The following is a 26,013-nucleotide window of genomic DNA, read 5'->3' on the forward strand; positions in this document are numbered from 1 at the left end:
CCCCACCGACGCCATCGCAGGCAAGCCAGCTCCAACAGAGCCCGCGCCAGCCTGTAGGAGCCGGGCTTGCCCGCGATACAGACGCCGCGAACTCGCGGATACGCCACCGACGCTATCGCAGGCAAGCCAGCTCCAACAGAGCCCGCGCAGCCTGTAGGAGCCGGGCTTGCCCGCGATGCAGGCGCCGCGTATTCAGTGGGCTAGGCACCACAGATCCAGCGCTCGGACGGTTACCTAAACAAGAAAATTCCCCGGTCGAACCTCACCAGTGCCTTCCAGCACCGGTATCTGCGCCTCGTCCTTCAGGTTCACTCCCGACAACTGCCGCCGCCAGGCCTCGCGCATCAGGTAACCCAGTTTGTGGGTGGCCATGGCGTAACTCAGCCCCTCCAGCCGCACATTGGAAATACAATTGCGCGATGCGTCGTTCAAGCCCACCCGTGGGGCATAGGTGAAGTACAGCCCGAGGCTGTCCGGCGAGCTGAGCCCGGGCCGTTCACCAATCAGAATCACTACCATGCGTGCGCCGAGCCGTTCAGCCACTTCATCGGCAACGGCCACGCGGCCTTGTTCGACCAGGCAAATCGGCGCAACGCTCCAGCCTTCATCCTTGGCCAGTGCTTCGATACGCTGGAGCATCGGTAGGGCATGACGGTGTACCGCCAGCGCAGACAGCCCGTCAGCCACCACCAGGGCCAGGTCGACCCCTTCCGGTTGAGCCTTGGCGTAGTCGCGCAGTTGCGCCACCGACGCTTCGTTCAAGCGCCGGCCCAGGTCGGGGCGTTGCAGGTAGGTGTGCCGGTCTGGCGCGGCGCTGTGCAGGGCCAGGCTCTGCCCGCAGCCTGCTGCCAAACCGGCCAAGTCAAAACGCAGGTGCACCGCGTCACGGGCCTGGGCATGGGCGTACTGGAAGTCGAGTTGTGCGGCCGTGGGCAAGCTGGTGCCTGCACGGCCCAAGGCAATCCGTGCCGGGGTCAGGTTGCGCAGCTGTTGCCAGGGGTCGGGCTGGGCTGGGCTTTTGGCGTTATCGTCCATCGTTACCTCTACTTCAACTGTGCCAGGGCGTTGCGAAACAGCGGTGGTACGCCGCTGCCCAGGCGCACCTGGCCGTCGCGTTGTTGCAGGATGTCCATGCGGGCCAGCCACGCCTCAAACTCCGGTGCCGGTCGCAGGCCTAGAGCCTTGCGCGCATACAGGGCATCGTGGAATGAGGTGGTCTGGTAGTTGAGCATGACGTCATCGGAACCTGGAATGCCCATGATGAAGTTGATCCCCGCCACACCCAACAAGGTCAGCAGCATGTCCATGTCGTCCTGATCGGCTTCGGCATGGTTGGTGTAGCAGATATCGCAGCCCATGGGGACGCCGAGCAGCTTGCCGCAGAAATGATCCTCCAGCCCGGCACGGATGATCTGCTTGCCGTTGTACAGGTATTCCGGGCCGATGAAACCGACCACGGTGTTCACCAGGAACGGGTTGAAATGCCGGGCCACGGCATACGCGCGAGCTTCGCAGGTCTGCTGGTCGACACCATGGTGAGCGTTGGCCGAAAGGGCGCTGCCCTGTCCGGTTTCAAAGTACATCAGGTTGTTACCCAGGGTGCCGCGTTTCAGGCTCAGGCCCGCCTCGTAGCCTTCCTGGAGAATGCCAAGGCTGATGCCGAAACTGCTGTTGGCCGCTTGGGTGCCGGCGATGGATTGAAACACCAGGTCCAGTGGCACGCCTCGTTCAATTGCGGCCACAGAGGAGGTGACATGGGTCAGCACGCAGGATTGCGTTGGAATGTCGTAATGCTGGATGACCCCATCGAGCATCTTCAGCAATTCGCTGATGGCGCTGAGGCTGTCGGTGGCCGGGTTGATGCCGATCATGGCGTCGCCATTACCGTACAGCAGGCCGTCGAGCAGGCTGGCGGCGATGCCAGCAGGATCATCGGTCGGGTGGTTGGGTTGCAGCCGCGTGGACATCCGCCCACGCAGCCCCACGGTGTTGCGAAAACGCGTCACCACGCGGATTTTCTGCGCGACCAGCACCAGGTCCTGAACGCGCATGATCTTTGAAACAGCGGCCGCCATCTCTGGGGTCAAGCCGGGCGCCAGTGCCTTGAGGCTGGCTTCGTCGGCTTCGTCACCCAGCAGCCAGTCACGAAAGCCACCAACCGTCAGGTGGCTGACCGGTGCGAAGGCCGCAGGGTCGTGGCTGTCGATGATCAGGCGTGTAACTTCATCCTCTTCATAGGGGATCAGGGCTTCGCTGAGAAAGCGCTTCAAGGGCACATCGGCCAAGGCCATTTGTGCCGCTGCACGTTCCGCGTCACTGGTGGCAGCGATCTCTGCAAGACAGTCGCCAGAGCGCGCCGGGCTGGCCTTGGCCATCAATTGCTTTAGGCTTTCAAAACGCCAGGTCGTGCCGGCGACTGTATGCACGAAGCTCATGGTGTGTCTCCTTACTCGCTGGCCAGTGCCACGGTGCCTGCGTTCTGGCTACGTACCGCGACGCAGAACAGCATGCCAATCGCCATCAGGCCAATGAAGATCCCGCAGATCAAGGTGTTGAACCAGACCATCGCCACCAGGCAGACCACCGCCAGCAACAGCGCAATGGCCGGTACCACCGGGTAACCCGGGGCACGGAAGGTGCGCTCGAGGTCGGGCTCGCTGCGACGCAGTTTGAACAGGCTGAGCATACTGACAATGTACATCACGATAGCGCCGAACACCGACATGGTGATCATCGCCGCAGTCAGGGTCATGCCCTGCAGGTTGATCAGGCCGTCGCTCAGGATGGCTGCGATACCGACTACGCCGCCGGCCAGAATCGCCCGGTGCGGGGTGTGGAAGCGCGACAGCTTGGCCAGCCCTTTGGGCAGGAAACCGGCGCGGGCAAGGGCGAAGAATTGCCGCGAGTAACCCAGAATGATGCCGTGAAAGCTTGCCACCAGGCCGAACAGGCCGATCCACACCAGCATGTGCATCCAGGTCGAATCGTTGCCCACTACCGACTTCATGGCCATCGGCAACGGGTCGTTGATGTTGGCCAGTGTGCGCCAGTCACCCACGCCACCAGCGAAGATCATGACGCTGATGGCCAGGCTTACCAGGGTCAGGATGCCGGCGATGTAGGCACGCGGAATGGTGCGTTTCGGGTCTTTCGCTTCCTCGGCGGCCATGGCGGCGCCTTCGATGGCCAGGAAGAACCAGATGGCGAAGGGGATCGCGGCGAAGATGCCACTCAGCGCGCCCAGGCTGAAGGTGTCGGCGCCAGCCCAGCCACCCAGGGCAAAGCTGCTGAAGCTGAACGCGGGTGCGACCACGCCCATGAACACCAGCAGCTCCAGCACGGCGAGGATGGTGACCACCAGCTCGAACGTAGCGGCAATGCTCACCCCGACAATGTTGAGGGTCATGAAGACAAAGTAGGCGCCCACCGCGGCTACCTTCGGATCAAGGTTGGGGTACTGCACATTCAGGTAGGCGCCAATCGCCATGGCGATCGCAGGCGGTGCAAAGACAAATTCGATCAGCGTCGCCATCCCGGCGATCATCCCCCCGGTCACGCCAAAGGCGCGCAGGCTATAGGCAAAGGGGCCGCCGGCATGAGGGATAGCAGTGGTCAACTCGGTGAAGCTGAAGATGAAGCAGGTGTACATCACCGCGACCAGCAGGGTGGTCACCAGAAAGCCCAGCGTACCGGCGGTGCCCCAGCCATAACTCCAGCCGAAGTATTCGCCGGAGATCACCAGCCCGACCGCGATACCCCAGAGGTGCAGGGTGCCTAATGTTGGTTTTAGTTGTGATACGGCCATGGTATGTCCCCTTGAAGGTGTACCCGAAAAAATGCCTGGCTGGGAGCATAACCACAGGCCTGCGCTCAAGACTTGACCGACCGGCACGGCCATAATTGCATTCGGTCAACTTTCGCCAAAGGCGCACGGATGGCGCGCACGGAACCGATCATGCCCTCACTTGGGGCAGGCCGGAATCACCCTGCTCAGTGTCACCGAGCGGCAACGGGTGCAGGCGCCACGGCCTACACACTGCCCATTGCACCGAGTATTCGGGTAGCAGTTTGGGGTGTCGGCACACCGGCAACATCCTGTGCTAAAGCGTTTATGCACAAAGGTACGGTATTTGCTTGAAGGGGTGATCGCATTCTCCACACGGTAACAGCAGCCATGTTCCAGTCATCCCTTGCCCAGGCTCCCCTGAATGCCCCTCGTGCGAACAATCGAGGTGTGCTCTCGGCGGCTGCCACTGGTATGGATGCCTTTATCGTCAACCATGGCGGTGATCTGGACCGGGTGTTCGGCCATGCCGGTATCGACCCGGAACAACTCCAGCATCCGACCTTGAGCCTGGCCTTGCCGAACTACTGTCAGGTATTGGAAGAGGCGGCGCAGCAGACCGGGTGCGATAATTTCGGCCTGCGTTACGGCGAGCAGTTCCAACCCCAGGCGCTTGGCCTGCTGGGCTATGTGGGGCTCTGTTCGGCCACCCTGGAAGACGCGCTGATCAACTTTGCGCAGGCCTTTCCCTATCACCAGCACAGTACCTTGATCCGCCTGGTTGATCAGGGCGAGTGCTACAGCTTCGATTACCAGATCCACCACAGCGCTATCCGCCAGCGGCGTCAGGACGCCGAGCTGACCATGGGCATGGCGATGAACCTGGTGCGTCATGTGCTCGGGCCGAAATGGGCACCGCGTGAAGTCGCCTTTGAACACGCCCGGCCACAAGACTGGCATGAGCACCGTGAGGTCTTCGACGCACCGGTGTATTTCGAGCGCTCCTGTAACTCCATTTTGATTCCCAAGCGCGAAATCGCCGGCAAGGCCATGCCTGGCCATGACCCGGTATTGCTCACGCTGGTCAAGGATGCGATTCGGCAACTGGGCGAAACCAACGCCGGTCCGGATCTGTTGGAGCAGGCGTGCCAGGCCATCATCACGCTGCTGCCACAGGGTGATCCGAGCCTGGACAGCGTTGCCGATCAACTGCAACTGCCGCACTGGTTGCTGCAGCGTAAATTGCGTGAGCAGGGCCTGAGCTTTACCCAGTTGCTGGATCAGATCCGCCAGGACCTGGCCTTGCAGCATCTGGGGCAGCAAAACCTGAACATCTCCGAACTGGCACCACTGCTGGGTTACTCGGAAACCAGCGCATTTTCCCGCGCCTTCCGCCGCTGGTTCGGCGTCAGCCCGCGCCAATGGCGCAGCGAGCACTAGGCCCGCACAACACTGCACGCGTTACGCTAGCCTGCCCTCAATGCCCACAGCACGTCCAATACGTGTTGCGTAGGTCGCTCAACGTCGCCGGTACGGTGGGCGATGCCCAGTTGGCGCCACAACAAGGGCTGTAGTGGCCGCATGACCACCCGCGTATCGGGCAATGGCGTGTCGGCTTCATGGGGCAGCAGTGTTGCGCCATAACCGGCCGCGACCAGGCTTTTGATGGCGTCGTTGTAGTTCAGTTGAATGCGTGGTGTCGGCTGGTGGCCGTCGTTGGCGAACCACTCGGACGTCAAGCGTGAAAGCCGTGTGCTGTTGTCATTCAGGATCAAGGGCTGGGTGGCCAGCCAATCGGGGGTGACGACCTCCGGGCACGCCCAGCGCGCAGGCAGGAACGCCATGACCGGGTCGCGTCGCCAGGGTTCGATTCGCACGCCCTTCGTTGCCGTTTGCGGGAGCGCGATCAGGCCAATGTCCAGCGTGCCTTCGACCAGTTTCTTCAGCGTCTCTTGCGAGGTCAGCACGGCGACCTGGACGTCGATCTCCGGGTGCTGCTGGCTCAGGGTTTCCAGCGCCTGCGGCATCAACTGGGCGATGGCTCCGGTCGAGGCACCCAGCCGTACGCGGCCAGCCAGCCCCTGCACCTGACGCTGCACCTCCTCAAGGGCTTGCTCGGCATCGGCTAACAAACGCCGTGCACGCTCCACCAGTGTTTCGCCAATCGCCGATGGCTGAACGCGCCCCCGTGTACGCGACAACAGTCGGGCGCCAACCCGTGATTCCAGATCGGCGATATGCAAGCTGATTGTCGGCGGCGCAAGGTTCAGCACCCGAGCGGCTTCGGCAAATGAGCCCAGGTCGGCAATCGCCACCAGTGTGCGCAGGCGGTCCAGGCTGATTTCACGCATGGCGGGTTCCTTGGTCAGAAAAACTGAATGTGATCGTTTGGAAATTCAACTTTTCCTATCTTAAGCCAGCATCGAAGATTAGGCCTGCTGATTTCTGACGTTCGAGAGCACTTCATGACCACTCCTCTTGTATTCATCGATGGCGACCAAGGCACCACCGGCTTGCAGATCCACCAGCGCTTGCGCGGTCGGACCGACCTGCGGTTGCTCACGCTCAGTGCTGAACACCGCAAGGATGCAACTCATCGCGCCGAGGCCATCAATGCCTGTGACATTGCGATCCTGTGCCTGCCCGACGACGCTGCACGTGACGCGGTAGCGAGTATCGAAAACCCCGCGGTACGGGTGATTGATGCCAGTTCGGCGCACCGCACCCACCCGGACTGGACCTATGGCTTCGCGGAAATGAGCCCGGAGCAGGCGCAGCGCATTGCGACGGCGCGGCGTGTCAGCAATCCCGGTTGCTACCCTACGGGGGCGATAGGCTTGTTGCGCCCACTGCTAGAGGCGGGGCTGGTGGGCGCGGACTACCCGATCAGCGTGCATGCCGTATCGGGTTACTCCGGGAGAGGGCGTGCGGGGGTGGAGGCGCATGAGGGGCAGGGCGCGTCGCTCGCACCGGCATTCCAGGTGTATGGGTTGGCGCTGGCGCACAAGCATGTACCGGAAATTCAACAGCACAGCGGCCTGAGTGAGCGGCCGATGTTTGTGCCTGCCTATGGGGCGTTTCGGCAAGGCATTGTGTTGACCATCCCCTTGCAGGTTCGGTTGTTGGCTCCGGGCACGGATGCGCGGCAGTTACACGCGTGCCTGCAGCAGCATTATGCCGGTGCGCAGTACGTGCAGGTCATGTCGATGCATGAGGCCAAGGCACTCACACACCTGGATCCGCAGGCACTCAATGGTACCGATCAATTGCGCTTGATCGTCCTGGAAAACGAACCTGCGGGGCAGGTGCTGTTGGCGGCCGTGTTCGATAACCTGGGCAAGGGCGCGGCGGGCGCTGCCGTGCAAAATCTGGATTTGATGCTGGTAGGCGCAGGCCACCCTTTACCGTCACGCCGGTAAGGGTGGCCTGCTCACGCCGTGGCGACCATGGGCCGCCTTGCCGTAATCAGGCAAGGTCGAATCGGTCAAGGTTCATCACCTTGTTCCAGGCTGCCACGAAGTGACTTACGAACAGCGGCTGTGCATCGCGGCTGGCGTAGACCTCGGCAATGGCCCGCAGCTGTGCGTTTGAACCGAACACCAGGTCAACGACAGTGCCTGTCCATTTGAGGGCACCCGTCGACCGATCACGCCCCTCCAGTACACCTTCAGTTGCAGCGGATCTCTGCCAGGTCGTGTTCATGTCGAGGAGGTTCACGAAGACATCATTGGTCAGTGTTTCAGGCCGCTGAGTGAACACGCCGTGTGCAACCTGCCCGACGTTGCAGTTCAGGGCGCGCAGGCCACCGATCAGCACCGTCATCTCGGGTGCGCTGAGCGTCAGTTGGTTCGCCCGGTCCAGCAGCAGCTCGGCTGCCGATTCTTCAAGCCCGCTGCGCAGGTAGTTACGGAAACCGTCGGCGCTGGGCTCCAACACGGCAAAGGACGCCACATCGGTCTGCTCCTGCGATGCGTCGGTACGCCCGGGTGAGAATGGCACGGTCACCTCATGGCCAGCCCGTTTCGCCGCAGCTTCTATGGCTGCGCAGCCGCCCAGCACGATCAGGTCGGCCAGTGAGACGTTCTTGCCACCGGCCTGGGCGTTATTGAAGTCCTGCTGGATCGCCGTCAGTGTGTGTAGCACCTTCGCCAATTCAGCAGGTTGGTTGACCGCCCAGTCTTTCTGCGGCGCCAGGCGAATGCGCGCCCCATTGGCACCACCACGCTTGTCACTACCGCGGAAGGTGGCGGCCGATGCCCATGCCGTCGTAACCAGTTGCGCGATCGAAAGGCCGGATGCCAGAAGCCGGGCTTTCAGGGTTGCAATGTCCTGCTCCCCGATCAGTGGGTGATCCACCGCTGGAACAGGGTCTTGCCAGAGCAGGGGCTCCTGGGGGACGAGCGGGCCCAGGTAGCGAGAAACAGGCCCCATGTCCCGGTGGGTCAGCTTGAACCAGGCTTTGGCGAAAGCCTCGGCCAGCGCCTGAGGGTCTGCGTGGAAGCGTTTTGAAATCGGCGCGTACACCGGGTCCATGATCAGTGCAAGGTCGGTGGTGAACATGATCGGTGCGTGGGTTTTCGTCGGGTCATGTGCGTCCGGTACGGTACCGGCGGCAGAGGCCTCCTTGGGCGTCCACTGGTGGGCACCGGCAGGGCTCTTGGTGAGCGTCCACTCGTAGCCGAACAGGTTCTCGAAGTAGTTGTTGTCCCATTTCACCGGGTTGGTGGTCCAGGCACCTTCCAGCCCACTGGTGATGGTGTTGGCGCCGTTGCCGCTGCCAAAGGTATTTTTCCAGCCCAGGCCTTGTTCTTCGAGCGTCGCGGCTTCCGGCTCGGGGCCTACATACTGGCTTGGATCGGCGGCGCCGTGGGCTTTGCCGAAGGTATGGCCGCCGGCGATCAGGGCGACGGTCTCTTCGTCATTCATGGCCATGCGGGCGAACGTCTCACGAATGTCCCGTGCTGCCGCGAGCGGGTCCGGGTTGCCATTCGGGCCTTCCGGGTTCACGTAGATCAGGCCCATCTGAACCGCACCGAGCGGGTTTTCGAGCTCGCGATCACCGCTGTAGCGCTCGTCTGCCAACCACTTGCCTTCCGGCCCCCAATAGATGTCGTCTTCGGGCTCCCAGATATCGACACGTCCACCGCCGAAACCGAAAGTCTTCAGGCCCATCGAGTCCAGGGCGACGTTACCCGCGAGCACCATCAGGTCAGCCCAGGAGAGACTGTTGCCGTACTTCTGCTTGATCGGCCAGAGCAACCGCCGTGCCTTGTCGAGGTTGCCGTTGTCCGGCCAGCTATTGAGCGGCGCAAAGCGTTGCGCGCCACCTCCCGCGCCACCGCGCCCGTCAGCGATACGGTAGGTGCCTGCGCTGTGCCAGGCCATGCGGATGAACAGAGGGCCATAGTGGCCGTAATCGGCGGGCCACCACGCCTGCGAGTCTGTCATCAGGGCATGCAGGTCTTTGATCACCGCATCCAGGTCGAGGCTTTTGAACGCCTCGGCATAGTTGAAGGCTTCACCCAGGGGATTGGCCTGGGGGGCGTGCGAGTGGAGGATTTTCAGGTTGAGTTGATCAGGCCACCAGTCGGCATTCGAGGGTGCCCCGGCTGTGGTGTGTTTGCGAGCGCCGCCCGCGAACGGGCAGGTTGCTTCGTTAGACATGATGCTCTCCTGTGATGTCCGGTTATCCGTCAACTCAGCGTGGAACCTGACGGTGGCGCCAGCCAATAGGTTTTCAGTATGGGATTCATAGTAGACAGGGAAGGTGAACAGTCTGGCGCTTTCAGATGTTTAAAATAATCGACTGTCGACGATGGGAAAGGTGTCTTTTAAGCCACCAAAATCCGCTTTACCCAAAAAAACGTCGCATTTCGTCTTTTTTTATCCAAATTCCAGCGGTAATTGTTTGACATATTTAACGGCTTTGGCAGACTGCAAAGCCGTTGTCATAAGTGGTTACGATTTCCTCGTGCTGGTTACAGATGAGTCGTCGTGCCGCCTGCGATACGCAAACAAAAACAACATAGTCAGTCGCGCTGCCCCTGCACGAGCCATGCTCGTCAGTCCGGTGTCGGACGAGCCAACGGAAAGTACAAATGCTGATTTGGTTTGTTGCGCTTTATCTGCTGCTCACGGTAGGTGTCGGTTTCTACGCGTCCACTCGCGTGAAAAACTCCAGGGATTTCGCTGCCGGTGGTCGCAGCATGTCCTTCCCGCTGGTCGCCGCGATGGTATTCGCCACCTGGTTCGGCTCTGAGGCCGTATTGGGGATACCTGCTACCTTCATCCAGGAAGGTTTCGCCGGCATTGTCGAGGACCCGTTCGGTTCCTTCGGCTGCCTGATGTTGGTCGGCCTGATTTTCGCCCGGCCCCTCTACCGCATGAACCTGCTGACGCTCGGTGACTTCTTCCGCAAGCGCTTTGGCCCGAACGTGGAAATGATCACCAGTATTGTGATCATCCTCTCCTACCTTGGCTGGATTGCCGCACAGTTCACCGCACTGGGCGTGGTGTTCAACGTGCTCTCTGACGGCGCCATCAGCACCACCCAGGGCATGTTGATCGGCGCGGTGATCGTGCTGCTTTACACCTTGTTCGGCGGTATGTGGTCGGTTGCGCTGACAGACTTCATGCAGATGCTGATCATTGTCGCCGGCCTGGTTTATCTGACCTGGCTGATCGGTGACATGGCGGGCGGGCCTGCCGCGGTCATTTCCCATGCGGCCAACGAAGGCAAGTTCAGTTTCATGCACAGCTTCGAGCCGAAGGACTTCGTTGCCTTCATCGGTGCTGCGGTGACCATGATGTTCGGCTCGATTCCGCAGCAGGACGTTTATGCGCGGGTCATGTCGGCCAAGACCGAAAACATCGCAGCGCGCGCATCGATGGCAGGCGCCTGTTTCTACCTGGCCTTCTGCATGCTGCCGATTTTCCTGACCTACGCGGCCTCGATGATTGATCCGGCGATGGTTCAGCAATGGCTGGCTGAAGATGCCCAGATGATCCTGCCGCACCTTATCCTGGAGCGGACCCCATTGTTCGCCCAGATCATGTTCTTCGGTGCGCTGCTTTCGGCGATCATGTCCACGGCCTCTGGCACACTCCTGGCGCCGTCGGTGACCTTTACCGAGAACGTGCTCAAGCGCTTTTTGCCCGACATGAACGACAAGCAGTTCCTGCTGGCCATGCGCCTGACCATCCTGGTGTGCGCCATGGTCACGTGCCTGTTCTCACTGTTCTCCAATGCCAGCATCTACGAGATGGTGGGCAATGCCTACAAAGTGACCCTGGTTGCCGCTGCGGTGCCGTTGTTCGCAGGCCTGTTCTGGAAGCGCGCCACCACTCAGGGGGCTCTGGTCTCGATGGGCTTGGGTATGACGTCCTGGCTGTGGCTGGAATACACCCACACCGATGCTGACTTCTGGCCACCGCAGCTGGCCGGGCTGCTGTTCAGCTGGCTGGGCATGCTGCTGGGGTCGCTGTTGCCGCAGATCTCGACTGCCCGCGCCCCGGTTCGCGAGCGCGTGGTGGACAACGCCTCAGGTGCTGTCGCTGTCGAGTAAGCCTCGCGATAACGAGCCGATTGGCTGGTGGTACGAATGAACGGGCAGTGCGCAAGCGCTGCCCGTTTTTTTGCGCGCAAACCAGACACGTCTGCCCGTGAGAATTTCAAACACGGCGAAGACTTCTGTGAACACATTTCTGCAGTCGATGTCGCAACGCCGGGCAAATGGGTCATTTCTGCGAGAAGTAGTGAGTAAAACGCACGAAAACAACGGAAAATCAGCGCCAAAATAGTGGCACATTAATTGCTGACGGGGCCTCGTATGGTTCGATAACTATAAGAGGGTCCAATTGCTATGCCCATCACTTGCGTTGCTTTCCAGTCTGTCGAGGTATCCTCGATTGCCTGCCAATGGCGCTTCACACGCCTCATGTCCTCAGCGTATGAAGAGAGCCAATGCTATGTTTTTTAAGTATTCCTTGCGCACGCAAATGCTGACGCTGCTGGGCGTCGGCCTGATGCTGGTGCTGTGTTCAGCATTGGTGTGTTTCAGCCTTTTCGCTAATAGCCTGAATACCTACAACGCGTTGCTGACGCGCTCTGCTCAGGCATCGAAGTATGTCAATGAAGCCAGCCTTGCATTCAAACGCCAATCTCAGGCGTTCAGTAGCGCAGAGCGTGGCCTGGCGGTGTTTGAAGCTGAAGAACGCAAGGTCAGGGAGTGCTTGGCCAACGTGCTGGCGCTGGATATGGATCTGTCGCTAAAGGCCAAGGTCAATGACCTGCTCAGCGCACATCAGGTATTCGGCGATCAGTACCGTGAGCGTCACAACGCCGTTGCGACCACCGGTGTGGACAACGGTACGGATCGACCCGTCAGTGAGCAGATGAATGCCTTGGTGGAGCAGCTCTATCAAGACACCCAGACCCAACTTGGGCAGGTCGATGCCCATGCCGAGCGTATTGGCTGGGGCGGTACCCTGGCGCTGTTGATGGTCAGTGTGCTGACGTGGCTGTTTGGCATGTGGTTGATCAACCGCAACCTGATCACACCACTGCGTGGTCTGATGGCGTCTATCGTCCAGCTCAGCCAAGGTCATTTTGGTCAGCGGATCAACAGTCAACGGGGCGATGAGCTGGGGCGTCTGGCGAAGGCGACCGACGCGCTGCATGACGTGCTCTCGGACACCTTCGCCGGCCTGAAACACGGCACCCGGCAACTGGACACCGCCAGCGACGAACTGAAGACCATCGCCAGCCAGTTGGGGCAGGGCGTTGAAAATCAGGGGTTGCGTACCGATCAGGTGGCGACTGCGATGCAAGAAATGGCCTCTGCGGCCCAGGAGGTCGCCAGCCATACCGCACAGGCAGCCCGTGCCGCTGACGATGCCGAGAACGCCACTCAGCAGGGCGAGAAGGCCATGCTCGGCATGGTCAAGAGCATCAATGACATTCGCGATGAAATTACCGGTACGGCCAGCGTTATCCATCGCCTGGAAGCCGACAGTGGGCGCATCGGCGAAGTGCTGGCGGTAATCCACAGTATTGCGGAGCAGACCAACCTGCTTGCGCTCAACGCGGCTATCGAAGCCGCCCGAGCCGGCGAACAAGGCCGAGGTTTTGCCGTCGTGGCCGATGAGGTGCGTAATCTGGCGCAGCGTACTGCGCAGTCAACGGCAGAAATCAATACCATTATTGATGCCGTGCAAAAAGGCGCGGAGCGTGCGGTGCAAGCAATCGAAAGTGGTAAGCGCAGCAGCGAGAATGGCGTCGAGCAAGTGCGGCAGGCCGGCGAAATTCTCAGTGGCGTTACTGGCGCGGTGCAGACCATCCGCGATATGAGTCAGCAGATCGCCACCGCCGCTGAAGAGCAAACGCTGGTCACGGAAGATATTTCGCGCAACCTGTGCGAGCTGGTGGCGATTGCCGCGAGCAATCAGGAAAGCGTGCGTCGTACTGAAGGGGCCAGCAAGAATCTGCACCATGTGTCCAGCACCTTGGCTGAGCTGACCGGGCGACACCACGCCTGATTCGGCAGTGACTCATTTTTTTTACAGTCTGATAGCAATTTGACCTTTCTGAGCTAACTTCAAATAGCGAAACAGTTATTTGTGCTCAGCCGGGGGGTTGGCCTCGCTTCAGGATGGTTAGGCAGTTCGCAGACCCGACGGATGGCTCGTTATGACTGGTCGTTTCAGCTGAACCACATAAGGGGGGGTGTTTGGCACGACGATCACTGGAGGGCTCTAGCAGCGGTGGCGAGTGTGTCCACGCTGTGCCAGCCCACTGTGGATTTTCCAGACGTCACGGCGTGCGCGGATCGCGTGTCGTGGCGGCAGGGGACCGGCAGTGGTCATGCAAGTCGTGTTGAACCGATCTTCTAGCAAACTGCCCTGACCGGACAAGGAAGCAGAGAATGACCAATAATTACGCGCAAGTACTCAAACGAGTGGCGTGGACGTTGATTGTTGCTGGTTTACCCGCTGGGACGACGTTGGCCGCGGGGAAAAACTGCGCAGATCTGGCGGCACTGCCAGCCGTGGTCGAGGTGGGTGAAGGCATGCAGACTGCCATGCGCTCCCCTGAGGCCATTACCCGATTGGCCATAGGCGATCCGAAAATCGCTGATGTGCACCTCAATGGCAATGATGCATACCTGCTTACCGGTATTGCTCCCGGAACCACCAGCCTGATGGTCTGGACGGCATGCTCCAGTGCGCCTCGCCAGAGCATGGTGTTCGTCAAGGGCAAGGCTACGTCCTCCTTGGGTAGCGCAGTCTTTCCTGAAGGCAATGAGGTGCTGACCAGCCAGGTTCAGACCGATATTCGGTTTGTCGAAGTCAGCCGCACCAAGTTGAAAGAGGCCAGTACGTCGATCTTCGGCAAAGGCGGCAGTTTTCTGTTCGGCTCACCGGGCACTGTGCCTGGCGTGACGGTGACGCCCGGGCAGATTGGTAGCCTGGCACCCAACATCCCTCTGGATAACGGCAGTTTCAACATCGGGATCGGTGGCGGCAACGTACTGGGGTTGATCAATGCGCTGGAAGGCAGTGGCTTTGCCTATACCCTGGCCCGCCCCAGCCTGGTGGCGCTGAGTGGGCAGAGCGCGAGCTTCCTGGCCGGTGGTGAAGTGCCCATCCCGGTACCGAGCACTGGCAGCGACAGTATTTCAATCGAGTACAAGGAATTCGGTATTCGTCTGACGCTGACACCAACGGTGGTTGGGCCGGGCCGTATCAACCTGAAGGTGGCACCGGAGGTCAGTGAGCTCGATTTCAACAACGGTGTGTCCATTTCCGGCACGGTTGTACCGGCACTGGTTGTTCGTCGTACGGACACCAGTATTTCCCTGGCGGACGGTGAGAGCTTCGTGGTCAGCGGCTTGATCAGCACGACCAACACCTCTGCTGTGAACAAGTTGCCTGGCCTCGGCAACATTCCGATCCTGGGTGCCTTTTTCCGTGACTCTACGATCAAGCGTGAAGAGAAAGAACTGCTGATGATCGTCACTCCGCATCTGGTGCAACCGCTGGCGGTCAATGCCCAGCTTCCTACACTGCCCGGCGAGCAGATGCGTAATTACGATCCGAACTGGTTCCGCATGTACTTCCTGGAAGACGGTGACTTCGACCACCGTAGTGGGTTATCACAATGAGCCAGCCCATTGCAGCCTCTTTGTTGACGAACACATCCCACGACACCGTGCTGGGCGGGGTTGGCCTTACGGCCATCGCCCGCTCGTTGTGCGTTTCCCGGGAGCGAAAAATGAAGGTGATCATTGCAACGTTGGGCCTGGTGATGCTGAGCGGCTGTGCCACGGGCGGTGGCTCCGATTGGTCGTCACTCAGTGCCCCGGAAAGCTGTGCCAAGGTCAGTTCCGATCAGGAGCTGTCGCTGAGCCTGGCCGACGACATGATCCGTGAGGGCAAGCTGCATGCGGGCCTGGCCAACTTGCAGCGGCTGCCGCAGGACCTACCCGCCGTGCGTTTGCGCAAGGCCAAGATCTACCGTGTATTGGGAGAGGCCGAGGCCGAACCGTTGTTTCGCAGTTTACTCAGTACATGCCTGGCGGCTGAAGGCGAACACGGCCTGGGGCAACTGGCGGTGGCGCGCAATGATAGCGAGAAGGCCTTGGCTCACCTGCAACGGGCGGTACGCATGTCGCCCACTGACGAAAAAATCCGTAACGACCTAGGCGTGATATACCTTAACCAAGGGCGTCTTAAGCAAGCCCGCTTCGAGTTCATCACGGCCATGGAGTTGAAGCAGTCCGATCAATTGGCGGCCGTTAATCTGGTGACCTTGATGATTTACCAGGGGAACTGGAAGCAGGCCTCGGAGTTGGTCAGCCGTGTCGGCTTGAGCCCGGCACAAGTCACTGAAGCCCAGGCGCGAGCAGAAAAACTCAAGAGTAGGAAGAAGGCCACCGCAGCGCCTGCCGATCAGGTAGCAGCGGTCAATGATCCGGCATAACCGAGTGCCAACTCGCCACCAATGCAGAGGTAGTGATGAAACAGACTATGCTCATCTGCCTGGGAGCCGCGTTGCTCCCCCTTGCAGCCCAGGCCATCGAACCTGGCCCATCTTCCCCACAACAGCAGGTCACCGAAACCTGGCTGCAGTTGCAGCGTAGTAACCAGGTGGCTTCGCCAAACCTGCAAACCGTGAAACCCGCTGAGCGTGAACTGAGCCTGCAGCGCCTGTTGGACAGCTACAAGCACCCCATACCCGAGTTTTACAAAGAGTATGGTCTCTCGTCATCCAAGGGGAAGTAGGCTGCAACGGCGCAGGATGCGCCAGTGTTCGGGGTTGAAAGAGCAGGGTGACAGTGTGCAGGTTGGGTGATTCAGGTGGGTAGACATCACATCATGGCGGCGGCGGGGTAGCGTAAACAGGCTCCCGCCGCCGTTTTGCTTTGTGCGCATGGTGATCAGCGTTTCGCAGCCTCCCTATTGAGTCATTCAAAAGGCTGCGGCATGCAAAAGGCCTCGGCATTGCTGCCGAGGCCTTTTTCTACTCGTTGTTAAAGCTTTCCGAATACCTTGAACACGCCGATGATTGCAGGGCCTATGGCCACCAGGAAAAAACTTGGCCACAAGCACAGGATCAGTGGGAACACCAGTTTTGTCCCGATTTTCGCGGCTTTCTCTTCGGCCAGTTGCGTGCGACGGTCACGAAATTCCTCAGCATAGATGCGCAGGGTGGTACCCACACTGGTACCGAAGCGAATGCTCTGTGCCAGCAGGCTCACCAGCCCGCGAATGTCCTCCAGCCCGGTGCGTTCGGCAAGGTTTTTCAAGGCCTCGGTGCTGGGGATGCCCGCGCGGATTTCGGCGTTGACCAAGGCCAGTTCCATGGCCAGGTCAGGCTGGCTCACCGCCATTTCTTCAGACACCCGCTCGATGGCCTGGGGCAGGGCCAGGCCCGATTCCACGCACACCACCATGAGGTCCAAGGCATCAGGAAAGGCAATCAGCAGACGGTTCATCCGTGACTTCGCCCGCTTGTCGACATAGATGGCCGGCGCCAGCCAACCCACACCCAGCGCCACTAGCAGCAGGCCGACACCGAGCATTAGCGACAGCTTCGGAATGAGCGGTAATGCCAGGGTTACAATGCCCATCAATGTCAGTGGCAACAGCAGGCGAAGCGCCCAGTAGGTCTGTACGGCCGACTGAGCGCGATAACCGGCGTGTGTCAGCAGTACCCGTGTCGCCGAGGCTTGCCCTTGCTCACCGGTGTTGAAGCGTTGCCCCACCTGTTCCAGCATCAATTGCAGATTGCTCGGTGGCCGTTGCCCGGCAATTTCTGCACTTTGGCCGCGCTTGATCAGCATCAGTCGGCGTTTGACCGGGTCTTGCAGCCCCAGTACCAGTAAGGTCATGGTCGTTATTGCAAAGACCACACTCAGGCCGATGGCTGCTGCAAACAACAGGCGCGTCAGTTGTTCGTTGCCCACCCAATGATTGATCAGACTCAGTAGATACTCCATGGTCTTACTCCCTAGGTCTATCGGTACTCAAACCTGAATCCGGATGATCTTGCGTATCCAGTAGATCCCGATCAGCATGGCAACAAAGGCGCCGAGGACCAGTTTTCGACCCAGAGGCTCGTTGATCAGCAGGGGCAGATAGGTCGGGCTCGACAGCACGATCGCTGCGGCGAGCACAAAGGGCATCGACACCAGTATCCAACCTGACATACGCCCTTCGGCGGACAGGGTCTTGACCTTGCGTTGAAAGCGAAAGCGCCCGCGAATCAGGCTGCTCAGGCGATCCAGTACTTCGGTCAGGTTGCCACCTGTTTCACGGTGGATCAGCACTGTGGTCACCAGCATCATGACCGTCATGCTGGGTACGCGTTCCAGCAGGCCGAGCATGGCCCGGCGTACATCGTTGCCATAGTTGATGTCGGCGAAGGTCAGGCCGAACTCATGGGCGACCGGCCCTTTGTGCTCATCGGCGACCAGTTGCAGGGTCTCGTTGAACGGATGGCCGGCGCGCAGCGCCCGGCACATGGCATCGAGCGCATCTGGCAGCCCCTCTTCGAAGCGGGCAAAGCGCTTGATGCGGTCATTGGAGATCTTCAGTATCGGTAGCCAGAACACCACCATCGCAGCAGGTACTGCCACCCACCAGGTGCGCGTGATCAACCACAGTACAATGCCGCTTGCCAGTGCCAGCGTCAGCCCAAGCAGCAGTACCCGATAGGCACGGTATTCATGCCCGGCCTGTTCGATCATCTGGGCCAGGGCCTCCATCGCTGGCAGTTGCTCTAACCACGCTTCCAGTGGCGACAGGCGCCGCAAGTATTTTTGCCGTAATACCGACTGCATGTTCGGCAGGTCATTGGCGCGCTCCAGCATGTTCAGGCGACTGCGGATGCGCTTGCGCACCTTGCCCGCTTCGCCAAACACCGGAACGGTCAGGCCCTGGCTGAGGAGGAAGATCGCCGTGAACACCATGCCAAGGAAGGCCAGGACGAACTCGCTGGGGATCTGGTTCATGATTTTTCCTCCATCCATTCCTGCCGGAACAGGCTGAGCGGCAGCTCGATACTCCGCTTGGCCAGCGTTTCACGGAATGCCGGGACCATGCCGGTGGGGCGAAACTCACCCAGTACCTCGCCTTTTTCGCCGATGCCATTGCGTACGAACGAGAAAATCTCGGTCATGGTGATGATGTCGCCCTCCATGCCGTTGATCTCTTGCACGCTGACCAGCCGCCGGGTGCCATCCTCCTGACGCTCCAACTGGATGACCACATCGATGGCCGAGGCGATCTGCTGGCGCAGCGCCTTGATCGGGAAGGTTGCACCGCTCATCGACACCATGTTCTCGATTCGGCCCAAGGCGTCACGTGCGGTGTTGGCGTGAATGGTGGTCAGTGAGCCGTCGTGACCGGTGTTCATCGCCGTCAACATGTCCAGTGCCTCGGCGCCCCGCACCTCGCCAATGACGATGCGGTCCGGGCGCATCCGCAGGCTGTTGCGCACCAGTTCACGCTGATTGACTTCGCCGCGCCCTTCGATGTTCGAAGGGCGGGTTTCCAGCCGTACCACATGAGGCTGTTGCAACTGCAACTCGGCCGAGTCTTCGATGGTGACGATTCGCTCGTTGTGCGGGATGAAGCTGGACAGGACGTTGAGCATGGTGGTCTTGCCGCTGCCGGTACCGCCGGAAATCAGCACGTTCATGCGCCCGCGAACGATAGCCTTGAGCATCAGTGCGATGGCCGCCGTCAGGGTGCCCGTCTGCACCAGGTTTTCGGTATTGAGCAAGTCCACGGCGAAGCGGCGAATCGACATGCTGGGGCCGTCGATCGCCAGGGGAGGGATGATGGCGTTGACCCGCGAGCCGTCCTTCAGGCGTGCGTCCACCAACGGCGAAGATTCATCAATACGCCGGCCCAGGTTGGACACAATGCGGTCGATGATGTTCAGCAGGTGTTGATCATCGCGAAAACGCACGTCGGTTCTTTGCAGCTTGCCAAACCGCTCGACGTACACCGAGGCGTGGCCGTTCACCAGGATGTCGGACACACTCGGGTCGGCCAGCAGTGGCTCAAGCGGGCCAAGGCCCAGCACCTCGTCGGTGATCTGCTTGATGATCAACTGGCGACCACTGGCGCTGACCGGTGCCGAGTTCTCGTCAAGCAAGCGCTGGCTGATCTCTTTGATCTGCCGACCGGCTTCGGCGGCCTCCAGCGTGTCCAGCAAGGACAGGTCCATGACCTTGAGCAGCTGCTGGTAGGTCTTTTCTTTCCATTCGCTCTCCACCGGGTTGAGCTTGCTCCGGGTCTCGTAGAGGATTTCCGGTGCAATGTTCTCCCAGGCCATCAGTACCTGAGTGCAGTCCTGGCTGTTGGCCGGTGCTGCCGGTTTGTCTGCCGTGGCCTGGTTGTTGGCCTGCTGACGCAAGCGATTACGAAAGTCGCTGAGCATGGCTTACCCTCCAAACAAACGGCCAAAGGTACGTTTAAGCAGGCTCTGTTCGCAGGCCTCGATCCCGATCAGGTTCTGGCTCAGTTCGCGCAGGGCAAGGTTGATGGCTGACCGTGGTGCATGCCGCTCCAGCGGCACCCCGGTGTTCAGGCTCTCGCTGACCACCGCAAAGTCATTTGGGAGCTTGTGCACCTCCGTGCAGCGCAACGCCTCGGTCACATCCTTGAGGGTGACGGGGGAAGCCTTGTTGTAGCGGTTGACCACCACTTGCAGTCGACTGCTCGACACGCCCAGGTCGTCGCGCAGGATGCGGGTCAGGCGCGTGCCGTCCTTCAGGTGGCTCAGGCTTTGCTGCAACACAATGTAGATGCGGTCGGCCTGCTCCAGGCTGATGCCGGTGAGGTGGTCGATTTGCCGCGGCAAGTCCACCACCACCCAGTCATAGCTACTGCGGGCCAGGCGCAACAGATTTTCCAGTTGCTCCAGGCGCACGTCCTGCTGCAGGCACAGTTCATCGGTACGCCCGCCCAGCACATGCAAGGTCGGGCTGTAGTGGCTGCAAAAGCCGCGCAAGGCGATGCTGTCCAGGGTATCGGCCTGCTGAAGCACCTCCATCGGGCTGTGTGTCGATTGCACATCCAGGCTGTGGCCGACGCTGCCGAACTGCAGGTCCAGGTCCAGCAGCAGGGTTCTGCCACCCTGGTTACTGAGCTGATGGGCCAGGTTGCAGGCCAGCATGCTGGCCCCTGAACCGCCCTTGGCATTCATGACCGCAATCAGTTTGCCTTCGTTTCCTCGCTCTGCCCGCGCCTCCATCTGCATGCGCCCAAGGGCCGCCTGCAGCTCTTCGGGTTTCACCGGCTCGGGAAGAAAGTCACGGGCGCCGGCCTGCATTGCCAGGCGCATGCCCTCGCGTTCATCCAGGGGGCCGCACACCAACAGCGGCGGGCGCTCCTTGAGTGGATGCAGCAGCAGGGCGGCCAACTCTTCGCGCCACAAATGGCTGACGTGCAGCAGCAACAGGTCCGGCATGTGGTCCAGCCCATACAGCGGGTCGGTATGGCCGTTGCTTACCAAGCGGGTGCTGACCTGCAGGTTGGGCAGGCTCTGGCTGATGGTTTTCATCTGGTTCAAGGCTGTCGCATCGCGGCCACTGATCAGCAGGCGCAGGCCTTGCCGGTCAGTCGCGGTGACGACGGGGGCTTCACGTGTGCTTAACATGGCGTGATCTCCGGTACTACGTTTGCATCGGGTTGCCTGCCGAGGCTCTCGCGCGGCATGGTTGACCTGAACACCGGCAGCACGAGGGCGCCGTTGAATCCAGGAATCAGCAAGTTGAAACTGAAGTTCGTCACCTGCAGTTGCACATAACGGATGGCGAGAAAACCGTTGGCGCTGGTGAGGTCGTCAGGGTTGGCGATCACGGCACCGTCCTTGTCCAGGTAGATCAGGTTCAGGTTGGCACTGGTCAGGTTGCCAATCAGGCTGCTCGCGCCGCTGTTGTCGGCGGCATTGAACATTGCGCGGCGCAGAATGGTCGGGTCTTTGATGTTGCACACCGCGGCCAGGCGCGCCCCCCGGCGCACCGTTTCATTCAGCGCATTGACGGTGAAGTACAACCGGCCTATTTCCAGCACGCCGAACAGCAAGGTGAACAGCACCAAGCCGGTGATGGCGAACTCGACGACATACACGCCGCGCATGCGTTTGCGGTTCATCATAAGGCCCTCATCACAACGGTGGAGGTCAACGTCAGGCCCAGCGGTTTACTGCTGCCATAGAGGGCCGGCAGTGCGCTACCGATCACAGGCACGAAGGTATAGTTAATGCTCACCTGCACGTGCTCGGTACCTGCTGCAGCCACCGTGACATTTCCAGGCGTCAGCCCAGGCACGACCGAGGGGTAACCATTCGGGTTGGCAGGTACGCCGTACACCGCGACGTTTTTGGTTTTGGACAACAGTGCATCGCTCAGCTCGAGTTTGCCCTGATTGGCGTCCCACGCCTGGCTGGCGACAAAGCGCCCGGCGTCACGGCTGGCCTGCATCAGGCTGTTGTACTGGAACAGCATGCGGCCGAACTCGCCGAAGGCCAGCATCAGCAGCGCCAACAACGGCAGGGTAATCACCAGCTCAACCATTGCCAGGCCACGCTGGGCCTTTGAGGCGTTGAATCCACCGCGTCTCATAGAGCCCCCTACGAATCGGTACTGGGTGTCTGTTGGTTATCGATGTAGGTCTTGTACAACTGGATGATCTGCGGGCCGACATCATCAGTCGGCGTGGGGCCTGGCACGCCGTCGCCCTCGCACTGGCTAATGAATTGGCCGAAAATCTGCGACTCGTTGCCCTTTTGGGCTTCCGGCTGCATCACGAAGAAACAGCCAAAACCGAGCACCGGTATCGATGACGCACCGTCGTTCTTGCCCGAGCAGTCACCGATGACGATCTTCAGTACCCGCCGTTCGTGCACGCCATTGGACAGACAGCCACCCCCAGCGCCGGCAATGCAGTTGGCCGAGTCCTGTTTCCAGTCGTTGTAGTCGTACAGGGGGCCACCGGTCGTAGACAGGTTGCCGTTGGCGGCAGTGACCGGTTGGTTGTTGTATTCGATCCTCTTCAACGTATCGTTGTAGGTCAGGGACTTGGGGTTGACCGTAACGACCAGGTCAGGTGGATAGTCAGCGGCACTGAGGCCTCCCTTGTACTCGTTGAAACGCGTATTGAGGCCTTGAGCGGACGGCCCGACGGTGTTGCCCGGCTTGGTCGTCACGTTCGATCCTATGCTGTTGCACTGATTGATGCCGCCGGCCAGGCCGTCCCGGACAGTGTTTCCGCCTGAGCCGAAATCAAGCAGTTGAAAGTTCCCTGGGCCGATCGCCGAACTGTTGTTCGCAGCGGTTTTCAATACCTGCAGATCGCCGAAGCTGTACCCCCAGAACATTCCGCCGCTGGGGTTGTTCTGTGTGGGGTTGCCGCACACCATCAGCGGGGTAAGCTCACAGGGGCTGGTTGGGCTTGGCCCGGCAGTGGCGATGGCGGCGACGCTCTTGGTCTTGTCTGCGCCATTGCCCAATGTTTGGAAAGCCCCCCAGAAAAAACCGGTCAACGGGTAGTTTGCCACCGTGACTCGCACGTAGCTGGCATTGGCCGGGCCGGGAAAGGAGAACGGCCCGTAGACACTGGATGCCAGTTCCACCTTGGCGAAGTTCGCGACATTGTTGCCAACCGCCTTGGCCAGCTCCTGGTTGCCTGTCGCGTTGGCATTGCGGCTGAGGGTGTCCAGCGCGGCGGTTTGTGCCAGGCTGGCGGCGCCGGTTGCGCCAAGCACTGTGTTGAGCGTCTTGGCCCCACTCAGCGCTGCCGCATCCACCGCATTTTGCAGGCGTGTCTTGTTCACCAGCATGTGGCTGCCGTCCAGCGCCAGGGCGGCCATCAACAGCACCGCCGCCATGGCAATCACCACCATCACAATGATCGTGCCGCGCTGACGCTGCGCAAACGCAGTGCGAGGCTGTTTGATTCGCGCGTTCATCATCACGCCCTCCCGTCTGGCCGATGTGGAACAGGATCACTTACAGCTTGGCTCTCACTTCATTGACTTCGATGCCACGAATCACGGTGACAGCGCTGCTGTTGCCAGTGCCTTGACGGCGTACCACCGGCCGGACAACCGGGGCTGGAGCCGGTGGCTGGGCCATTGCAACCGGTTGGGTGACGGCCGGGCGTGGCTGATTGTCCAGGGGGTTGCGCAGGGCCAGTTGCAGCTTGCCGGCAGCCATGCCCTTGACCAGCACTTCCGCTTCCTGTGGCGTCATTTCCAGGGTGACGGCACGGACAACCACGGGCTGGGTCTTGTCGGTGCTGGCTGTTTGGTCCACTGCCAACACCCGCAAGTCTTCCAGAATGGTTTTGGACTCGGCATCGCCACTGTTGCCGGTCTGCCGGGTTGCCAATACGTCGACCCGGTTACCTGGTAGCAAGAACCCGCCTACCCCGACCACATCGTCCACCCGTACCGAGATGGCGCGCTTGTTGGGTTCGATCAGCGATGCCAGGGTGCTGCCGCCGAGGTGCTCGGCCAGGCGCGCAGCCCGCAGGATATCGCCGCGCAGCATGGAGAAGGTGGCGATCTTGCCCACCACTTTGTCAGGGGCGTCGAAGGCATCCTCGGGTACAGCATCCTTTGGCATGCGCACCACGGCCACTTGCTGGGCTTCGACCATTTGGCCGAAGGCAATCTCTGTGGTGGCGACCACCACGCTCTGCTGGTTATCGTCTTCCTTGGCATTGAGTTTCGCGCTCAGCCAGTTGTTGGCCATCCAGGCCGCACCCAAGCCCAGGACCAGGGACAAGGCAATCAGGGGAAACGTACGAGAGCTCATGTTGGTAACTCCTTAGCCAATGAAGTCGAGCTGAACGAAGTAGTTGTGCCAGGCCCACTCCAACTCCGATGTTGATAGCGGCCCGGCATTGCCCAGGTATCGCTGACGGTCGATTGCCATGCTCAGGAGGTCACGGGGATGGCACGGTACCAGCGGCATGTTTTCCGCTTCGTAGAGTTCCTCCAGGGCATAGCGCAGCAGCTTTGGGTCGTGAGGGATACCCAAGCGTTCTGTTTCCTGGATCCAGATGCGTTCGTACTCGCTGGCTTGCGGGTAGCCGAATTGAAGCTTGTAGCCAATTCGGCGCAGAAACGCCTCGTCGGCCAACTCCAGCGGGTTGAGGTTGGTGGAGAACACCAGCACCAGGTCAAAGGGCAATTCGCAGTGCCGCCCGCCACCCAGGTTGAGGAAGTCGCGCTTTTCCTCCATGGGGACAATCCAGCGGTTCAGCAACTCGGCTGGGGCCATGCGCTGGCGACCCATGTCATCGATGATGAGCATTCCGTTGCTGGCCTTGAGTTGCAACGGCGCCTGGTACTGACGCGAGTCGGGGTCGTAGCGCACATCCAACTGCTCCATCGTCAACTCGCCGCCGGTGATGACCAGGGGGCGCTCACAGCACAGCAGGCGACGGTCGATGCCTTCGTTGAGCAGCAAGGTGTTCTGCTGTTCGTCATCATCCTGCAGGCGACGGTGTACCTGAGGGTCGAAGATTTCGATCACGGCATCGTTGATGGCGATGGCATGGGGTACCCAGATGCATTCGCTGAACAGGCGGATCAGCCGGCTGCTGATGTAGGTCTTACCGGTACCGGCCGGCCCATAGATCATGATGGCGCGCCCGGAGTTCAAGGCCACGCCCAGTTGGTCAAGCATGCTCGGGGCCAGTACGATCGAGCTAAACGAGCGACGCATGTCGTTTGCGCCGATGCGGCCATGGTGAATGGTCTGAACCTTGAGCAGCGAACGGTAAGTACTGACCGGAAAGGGGGCTGCGCCGATATAGCCACTGCGCGCCAGGGCATCACGTGCCGCGCTGCGGCCGCGCTCAGTCAGGCCATAGCGCAAGGCCTGGTTGCCGGCCTGCCCGAGGACTTCGACGCGACCATCCTTGCGCAAGAACATCAGGATCTCTTCCAGTACCGCACCGGTCAGCGCCAGGCGCTCTACCAGCCGCGACATGTCCAGCACGCCGGCGTCGTGCAGGTGCTTGCAGACCAGATCGCCCAGCAGGTTCTCCGGCAACCCGGTTTCAAGCACCGTACGGGGTTGCGGAGCCAACCGCTGGATTGCGCTGCGTTCCTGGGGCGAAATACGGCTGTTGCTGATGGCGTACATAGGGTTCTCCTGAACTACTGGCCCAAAGGTAGCCAGAAGATGCTGGCCAAGGTGCCGAGCAATACGGCGACCGAATACGGGAAAGGCTTGCCTGCCACTTCATCGGATGCTGGCGCAAAATAGGCCCTGGCTCGCAGCATCAGCCAGTAACGGCCGAAGGTTTGCTGCACCTGGCCACGCACGAAGATAATCAATACCGCGCACACGCCCCCGGCAATCAGGCTCAGTGCGGCCACCCAGAGTGCGTTTTGCGGGCTGAGAAAAGAGCCGACCATGGCCATTAGTTTGACGTCGCCGGCCGCCATGCCGCCTAACGCGTAGAGCGGCAGGAAAACGGCGAAGCCGACCAGCAGGCCCAGCACGCCATAACCTGCCCCCATTGCACCCGAGGCATACGCCTGGCTGCCCACCCCCAGGATCAAGCCCAACAACACCAAGAGGTTAGGAATGCGGTGGCGGCGAATATCGCTCGCCACCGCTATCCCGAGCAGCCCAAGCAAGAGTGCGACAGCGACTAACTGCTCTTTGCCCATGACTGCAACCCTCTAACTAGATGTC

22 protein-coding genes are annotated in these 26,013 nt (G+C 60.5%); 7 read left to right on the forward strand and 15 right to left on the reverse strand.

Annotated features, from left to right (window positions below):
* Nucleotides 1–234: 234 nt before the first annotated feature.
* Genes eutC through eat form a run of 3 tightly spaced genes read right to left on the reverse strand, consistent with a single transcriptional unit; the run spans nucleotide 235 to nucleotide 3,805 of the window.
* The gene (gene eutC, locus UIA24_RS13440) at nucleotides 235–1,035 is read right to left on the reverse strand and encodes an ethanolamine ammonia-lyase subunit EutC (protein ID WP_102052555.1); all 801 of its coding nucleotides are present in this window, start codon (nucleotides 1,033–1,035) and stop codon (nucleotides 235–237) included.
* An 8-nt stretch (nucleotides 1,036–1,043) separates the two neighbouring features.
* On the reverse strand, nucleotides 1,044–2,435 hold the full coding sequence (locus tag UIA24_RS13445; RefSeq protein ID WP_099774066.1) for an ethanolamine ammonia-lyase subunit EutB: 1,392 nt from the start codon (nucleotides 2,433–2,435) through the stop codon (nucleotides 1,044–1,046).
* A gap of 11 nt (nucleotides 2,436–2,446) precedes the next feature.
* Nucleotides 2,447–3,805, reverse strand: a complete 1,359-nt coding sequence (gene eat, locus UIA24_RS13450; protein ID WP_065759549.1) for an ethanolamine permease — start codon at nucleotides 3,803–3,805, stop codon at nucleotides 2,447–2,449.
* 369 nt (nucleotides 3,806–4,174) lie between these two features.
* Between eat and qhpR the strand changes: the two genes are divergently transcribed.
* The gene (qhpR, locus tag UIA24_RS13455; RefSeq protein WP_065759548.1) at nucleotides 4,175–5,224 is read left to right on the forward strand and encodes an AraC-like transcriptional regulator QhpR; all 1,050 of its coding nucleotides are present in this window, start codon (nucleotides 4,175–4,177) and stop codon (nucleotides 5,222–5,224) included.
* A 26-nt stretch (nucleotides 5,225–5,250) separates the two neighbouring features.
* Here the strand turns inward: qhpR and UIA24_RS13460 are convergent, their stop codons facing one another.
* Complete coding sequence (locus UIA24_RS13460) at nucleotides 5,251–6,135, reverse strand: LysR family transcriptional regulator (protein ID WP_099774067.1); 885 nt, start codon at nucleotides 6,133–6,135, stop codon at nucleotides 5,251–5,253.
* 114 nt (nucleotides 6,136–6,249) lie between these two features.
* Between UIA24_RS13460 and argC the strand changes: the two genes are divergently transcribed.
* On the forward strand, nucleotides 6,250–7,203 hold the full coding sequence (gene argC, locus UIA24_RS13465; protein WP_330523047.1) for an N-acetyl-gamma-glutamyl-phosphate reductase: 954 nt from the start codon (nucleotides 6,250–6,252) through the stop codon (nucleotides 7,201–7,203).
* A gap of 46 nt (nucleotides 7,204–7,249) precedes the next feature.
* Here argC and katG read toward each other — a convergent pair whose 3' ends face one another.
* Nucleotides 7,250–9,448 carry a catalase/peroxidase HPI gene (katG, locus tag UIA24_RS13470; protein WP_330523048.1) on the reverse strand — a complete coding sequence of 733 codons (2,199 nt, stop codon included), beginning with the start codon at nucleotides 9,446–9,448 and terminating at the stop codon, nucleotides 7,250–7,252.
* A 434-nt stretch (nucleotides 9,449–9,882) separates the two neighbouring features.
* Here katG and UIA24_RS13475 point away from each other — a divergent pair, with 434 nt between their 5' ends.
* From UIA24_RS13475 to UIA24_RS13495, 5 genes are all read left to right on the forward strand, one after another.
* Complete coding sequence (locus UIA24_RS13475; protein ID WP_330523049.1) at nucleotides 9,883–11,349, forward strand: sodium:solute symporter family protein; 1,467 nt, start codon at nucleotides 9,883–9,885, stop codon at nucleotides 11,347–11,349.
* Nucleotides 11,350–11,752: 403 nt separating this feature from the next.
* A complete protein-coding gene (locus UIA24_RS13480; RefSeq protein WP_330523050.1) occupies nucleotides 11,753–13,321 on the forward strand; it encodes a methyl-accepting chemotaxis protein in 1,569 nt (522 codons plus the stop codon).
* Nucleotides 13,322–13,707: 386 nt separating this feature from the next.
* Nucleotides 13,708–14,946 (forward strand): type II and III secretion system protein family protein, encoded by a 1,239-nt coding sequence (locus UIA24_RS13485; protein WP_065759542.1) that lies wholly within the window; start codon nucleotides 13,708–13,710, stop codon nucleotides 14,944–14,946.
* 110 nt (nucleotides 14,947–15,056) lie between these two features.
* Nucleotides 15,057–15,764 (forward strand): tetratricopeptide repeat protein, encoded by a 708-nt coding sequence (locus tag UIA24_RS13490; protein ID WP_065759541.1) that lies wholly within the window; start codon nucleotides 15,057–15,059, stop codon nucleotides 15,762–15,764.
* 35 nt (nucleotides 15,765–15,799) lie between these two features.
* On the forward strand, nucleotides 15,800–16,066 hold the full coding sequence (locus UIA24_RS13495; protein ID WP_065759540.1) for a DUF3613 domain-containing protein: 267 nt from the start codon (nucleotides 15,800–15,802) through the stop codon (nucleotides 16,064–16,066).
* A gap of 248 nt (nucleotides 16,067–16,314) precedes the next feature.
* Here UIA24_RS13495 and UIA24_RS13500 read toward each other — a convergent pair whose 3' ends face one another.
* Genes UIA24_RS13500 through UIA24_RS13545 form a run of 10 tightly spaced genes read right to left on the reverse strand, consistent with a single transcriptional unit; the run spans nucleotide 16,315 to nucleotide 25,988 of the window.
* Entirely contained in the window at nucleotides 16,315–17,283 is a 969-nt protein-coding gene (locus tag UIA24_RS13500; protein WP_330523051.1) for a type II secretion system F family protein, read from the reverse strand.
* A gap of 27 nt (nucleotides 17,284–17,310) precedes the next feature.
* Nucleotides 17,311–18,297, reverse strand: coding sequence for a type II secretion system F family protein (locus UIA24_RS13505; protein WP_065759538.1), 987 nt, complete (start codon nucleotides 18,295–18,297; stop codon nucleotides 17,311–17,313).
* On the reverse strand, nucleotides 18,294–19,733 hold the full coding sequence (locus UIA24_RS13510) for a CpaF family protein (protein ID WP_065759537.1): 1,440 nt from the start codon (nucleotides 19,731–19,733) through the stop codon (nucleotides 18,294–18,296). Before UIA24_RS13510 ends, UIA24_RS13505 begins: the two co-directional genes overlap by 4 nt.
* 3 nt (nucleotides 19,734–19,736) lie before the next feature.
* Entirely contained in the window at nucleotides 19,737–20,954 is a 1,218-nt protein-coding gene (locus UIA24_RS13515) for an AAA family ATPase (protein ID WP_330523052.1), read from the reverse strand.
* The gene (locus tag UIA24_RS13520; RefSeq protein WP_330523133.1) at nucleotides 20,948–21,451 is read right to left on the reverse strand and encodes a TadE/TadG family type IV pilus assembly protein; all 504 of its coding nucleotides are present in this window, start codon (nucleotides 21,449–21,451) and stop codon (nucleotides 20,948–20,950) included. Before UIA24_RS13520 ends, UIA24_RS13515 begins: the two co-directional genes overlap by 7 nt.
* A complete protein-coding gene (locus UIA24_RS13525; protein ID WP_102052546.1) occupies nucleotides 21,451–21,921 on the reverse strand; it encodes a TadE/TadG family type IV pilus assembly protein in 471 nt (156 codons plus the stop codon). Before UIA24_RS13525 ends, UIA24_RS13520 begins: the two co-directional genes overlap by 1 nt.
* Before the next feature lie 8 nt (nucleotides 21,922–21,929).
* Nucleotides 21,930–23,270, reverse strand: a complete 1,341-nt coding sequence (locus UIA24_RS13530; protein ID WP_178081706.1) for a TadE/TadG family type IV pilus assembly protein — start codon at nucleotides 23,268–23,270, stop codon at nucleotides 21,930–21,932.
* A gap of 37 nt (nucleotides 23,271–23,307) precedes the next feature.
* On the reverse strand, nucleotides 23,308–24,117 hold the full coding sequence (cpaB, locus tag UIA24_RS13535; RefSeq protein ID WP_099774076.1) for a Flp pilus assembly protein CpaB: 810 nt from the start codon (nucleotides 24,115–24,117) through the stop codon (nucleotides 23,308–23,310).
* Nucleotides 24,118–24,129: 12 nt separating this feature from the next.
* Entirely contained in the window at nucleotides 24,130–25,455 is a 1,326-nt protein-coding gene (locus UIA24_RS13540; protein WP_330523053.1) for an AAA family ATPase, read from the reverse strand.
* Nucleotides 25,456–25,469: 14 nt separating this feature from the next.
* A complete protein-coding gene (locus tag UIA24_RS13545; protein ID WP_330523054.1) occupies nucleotides 25,470–25,988 on the reverse strand; it encodes an A24 family peptidase in 519 nt (172 codons plus the stop codon).
* Between the last annotated feature and the right edge of the window lie 25 nt (nucleotides 25,989–26,013).

Source organism: Pseudomonas sp. AL 58 (assembly GCF_036348395.1).
Lineage (GTDB): Bacteria > Pseudomonadota > Gammaproteobacteria > Pseudomonadales > Pseudomonadaceae > Aquipseudomonas > Aquipseudomonas defluvii.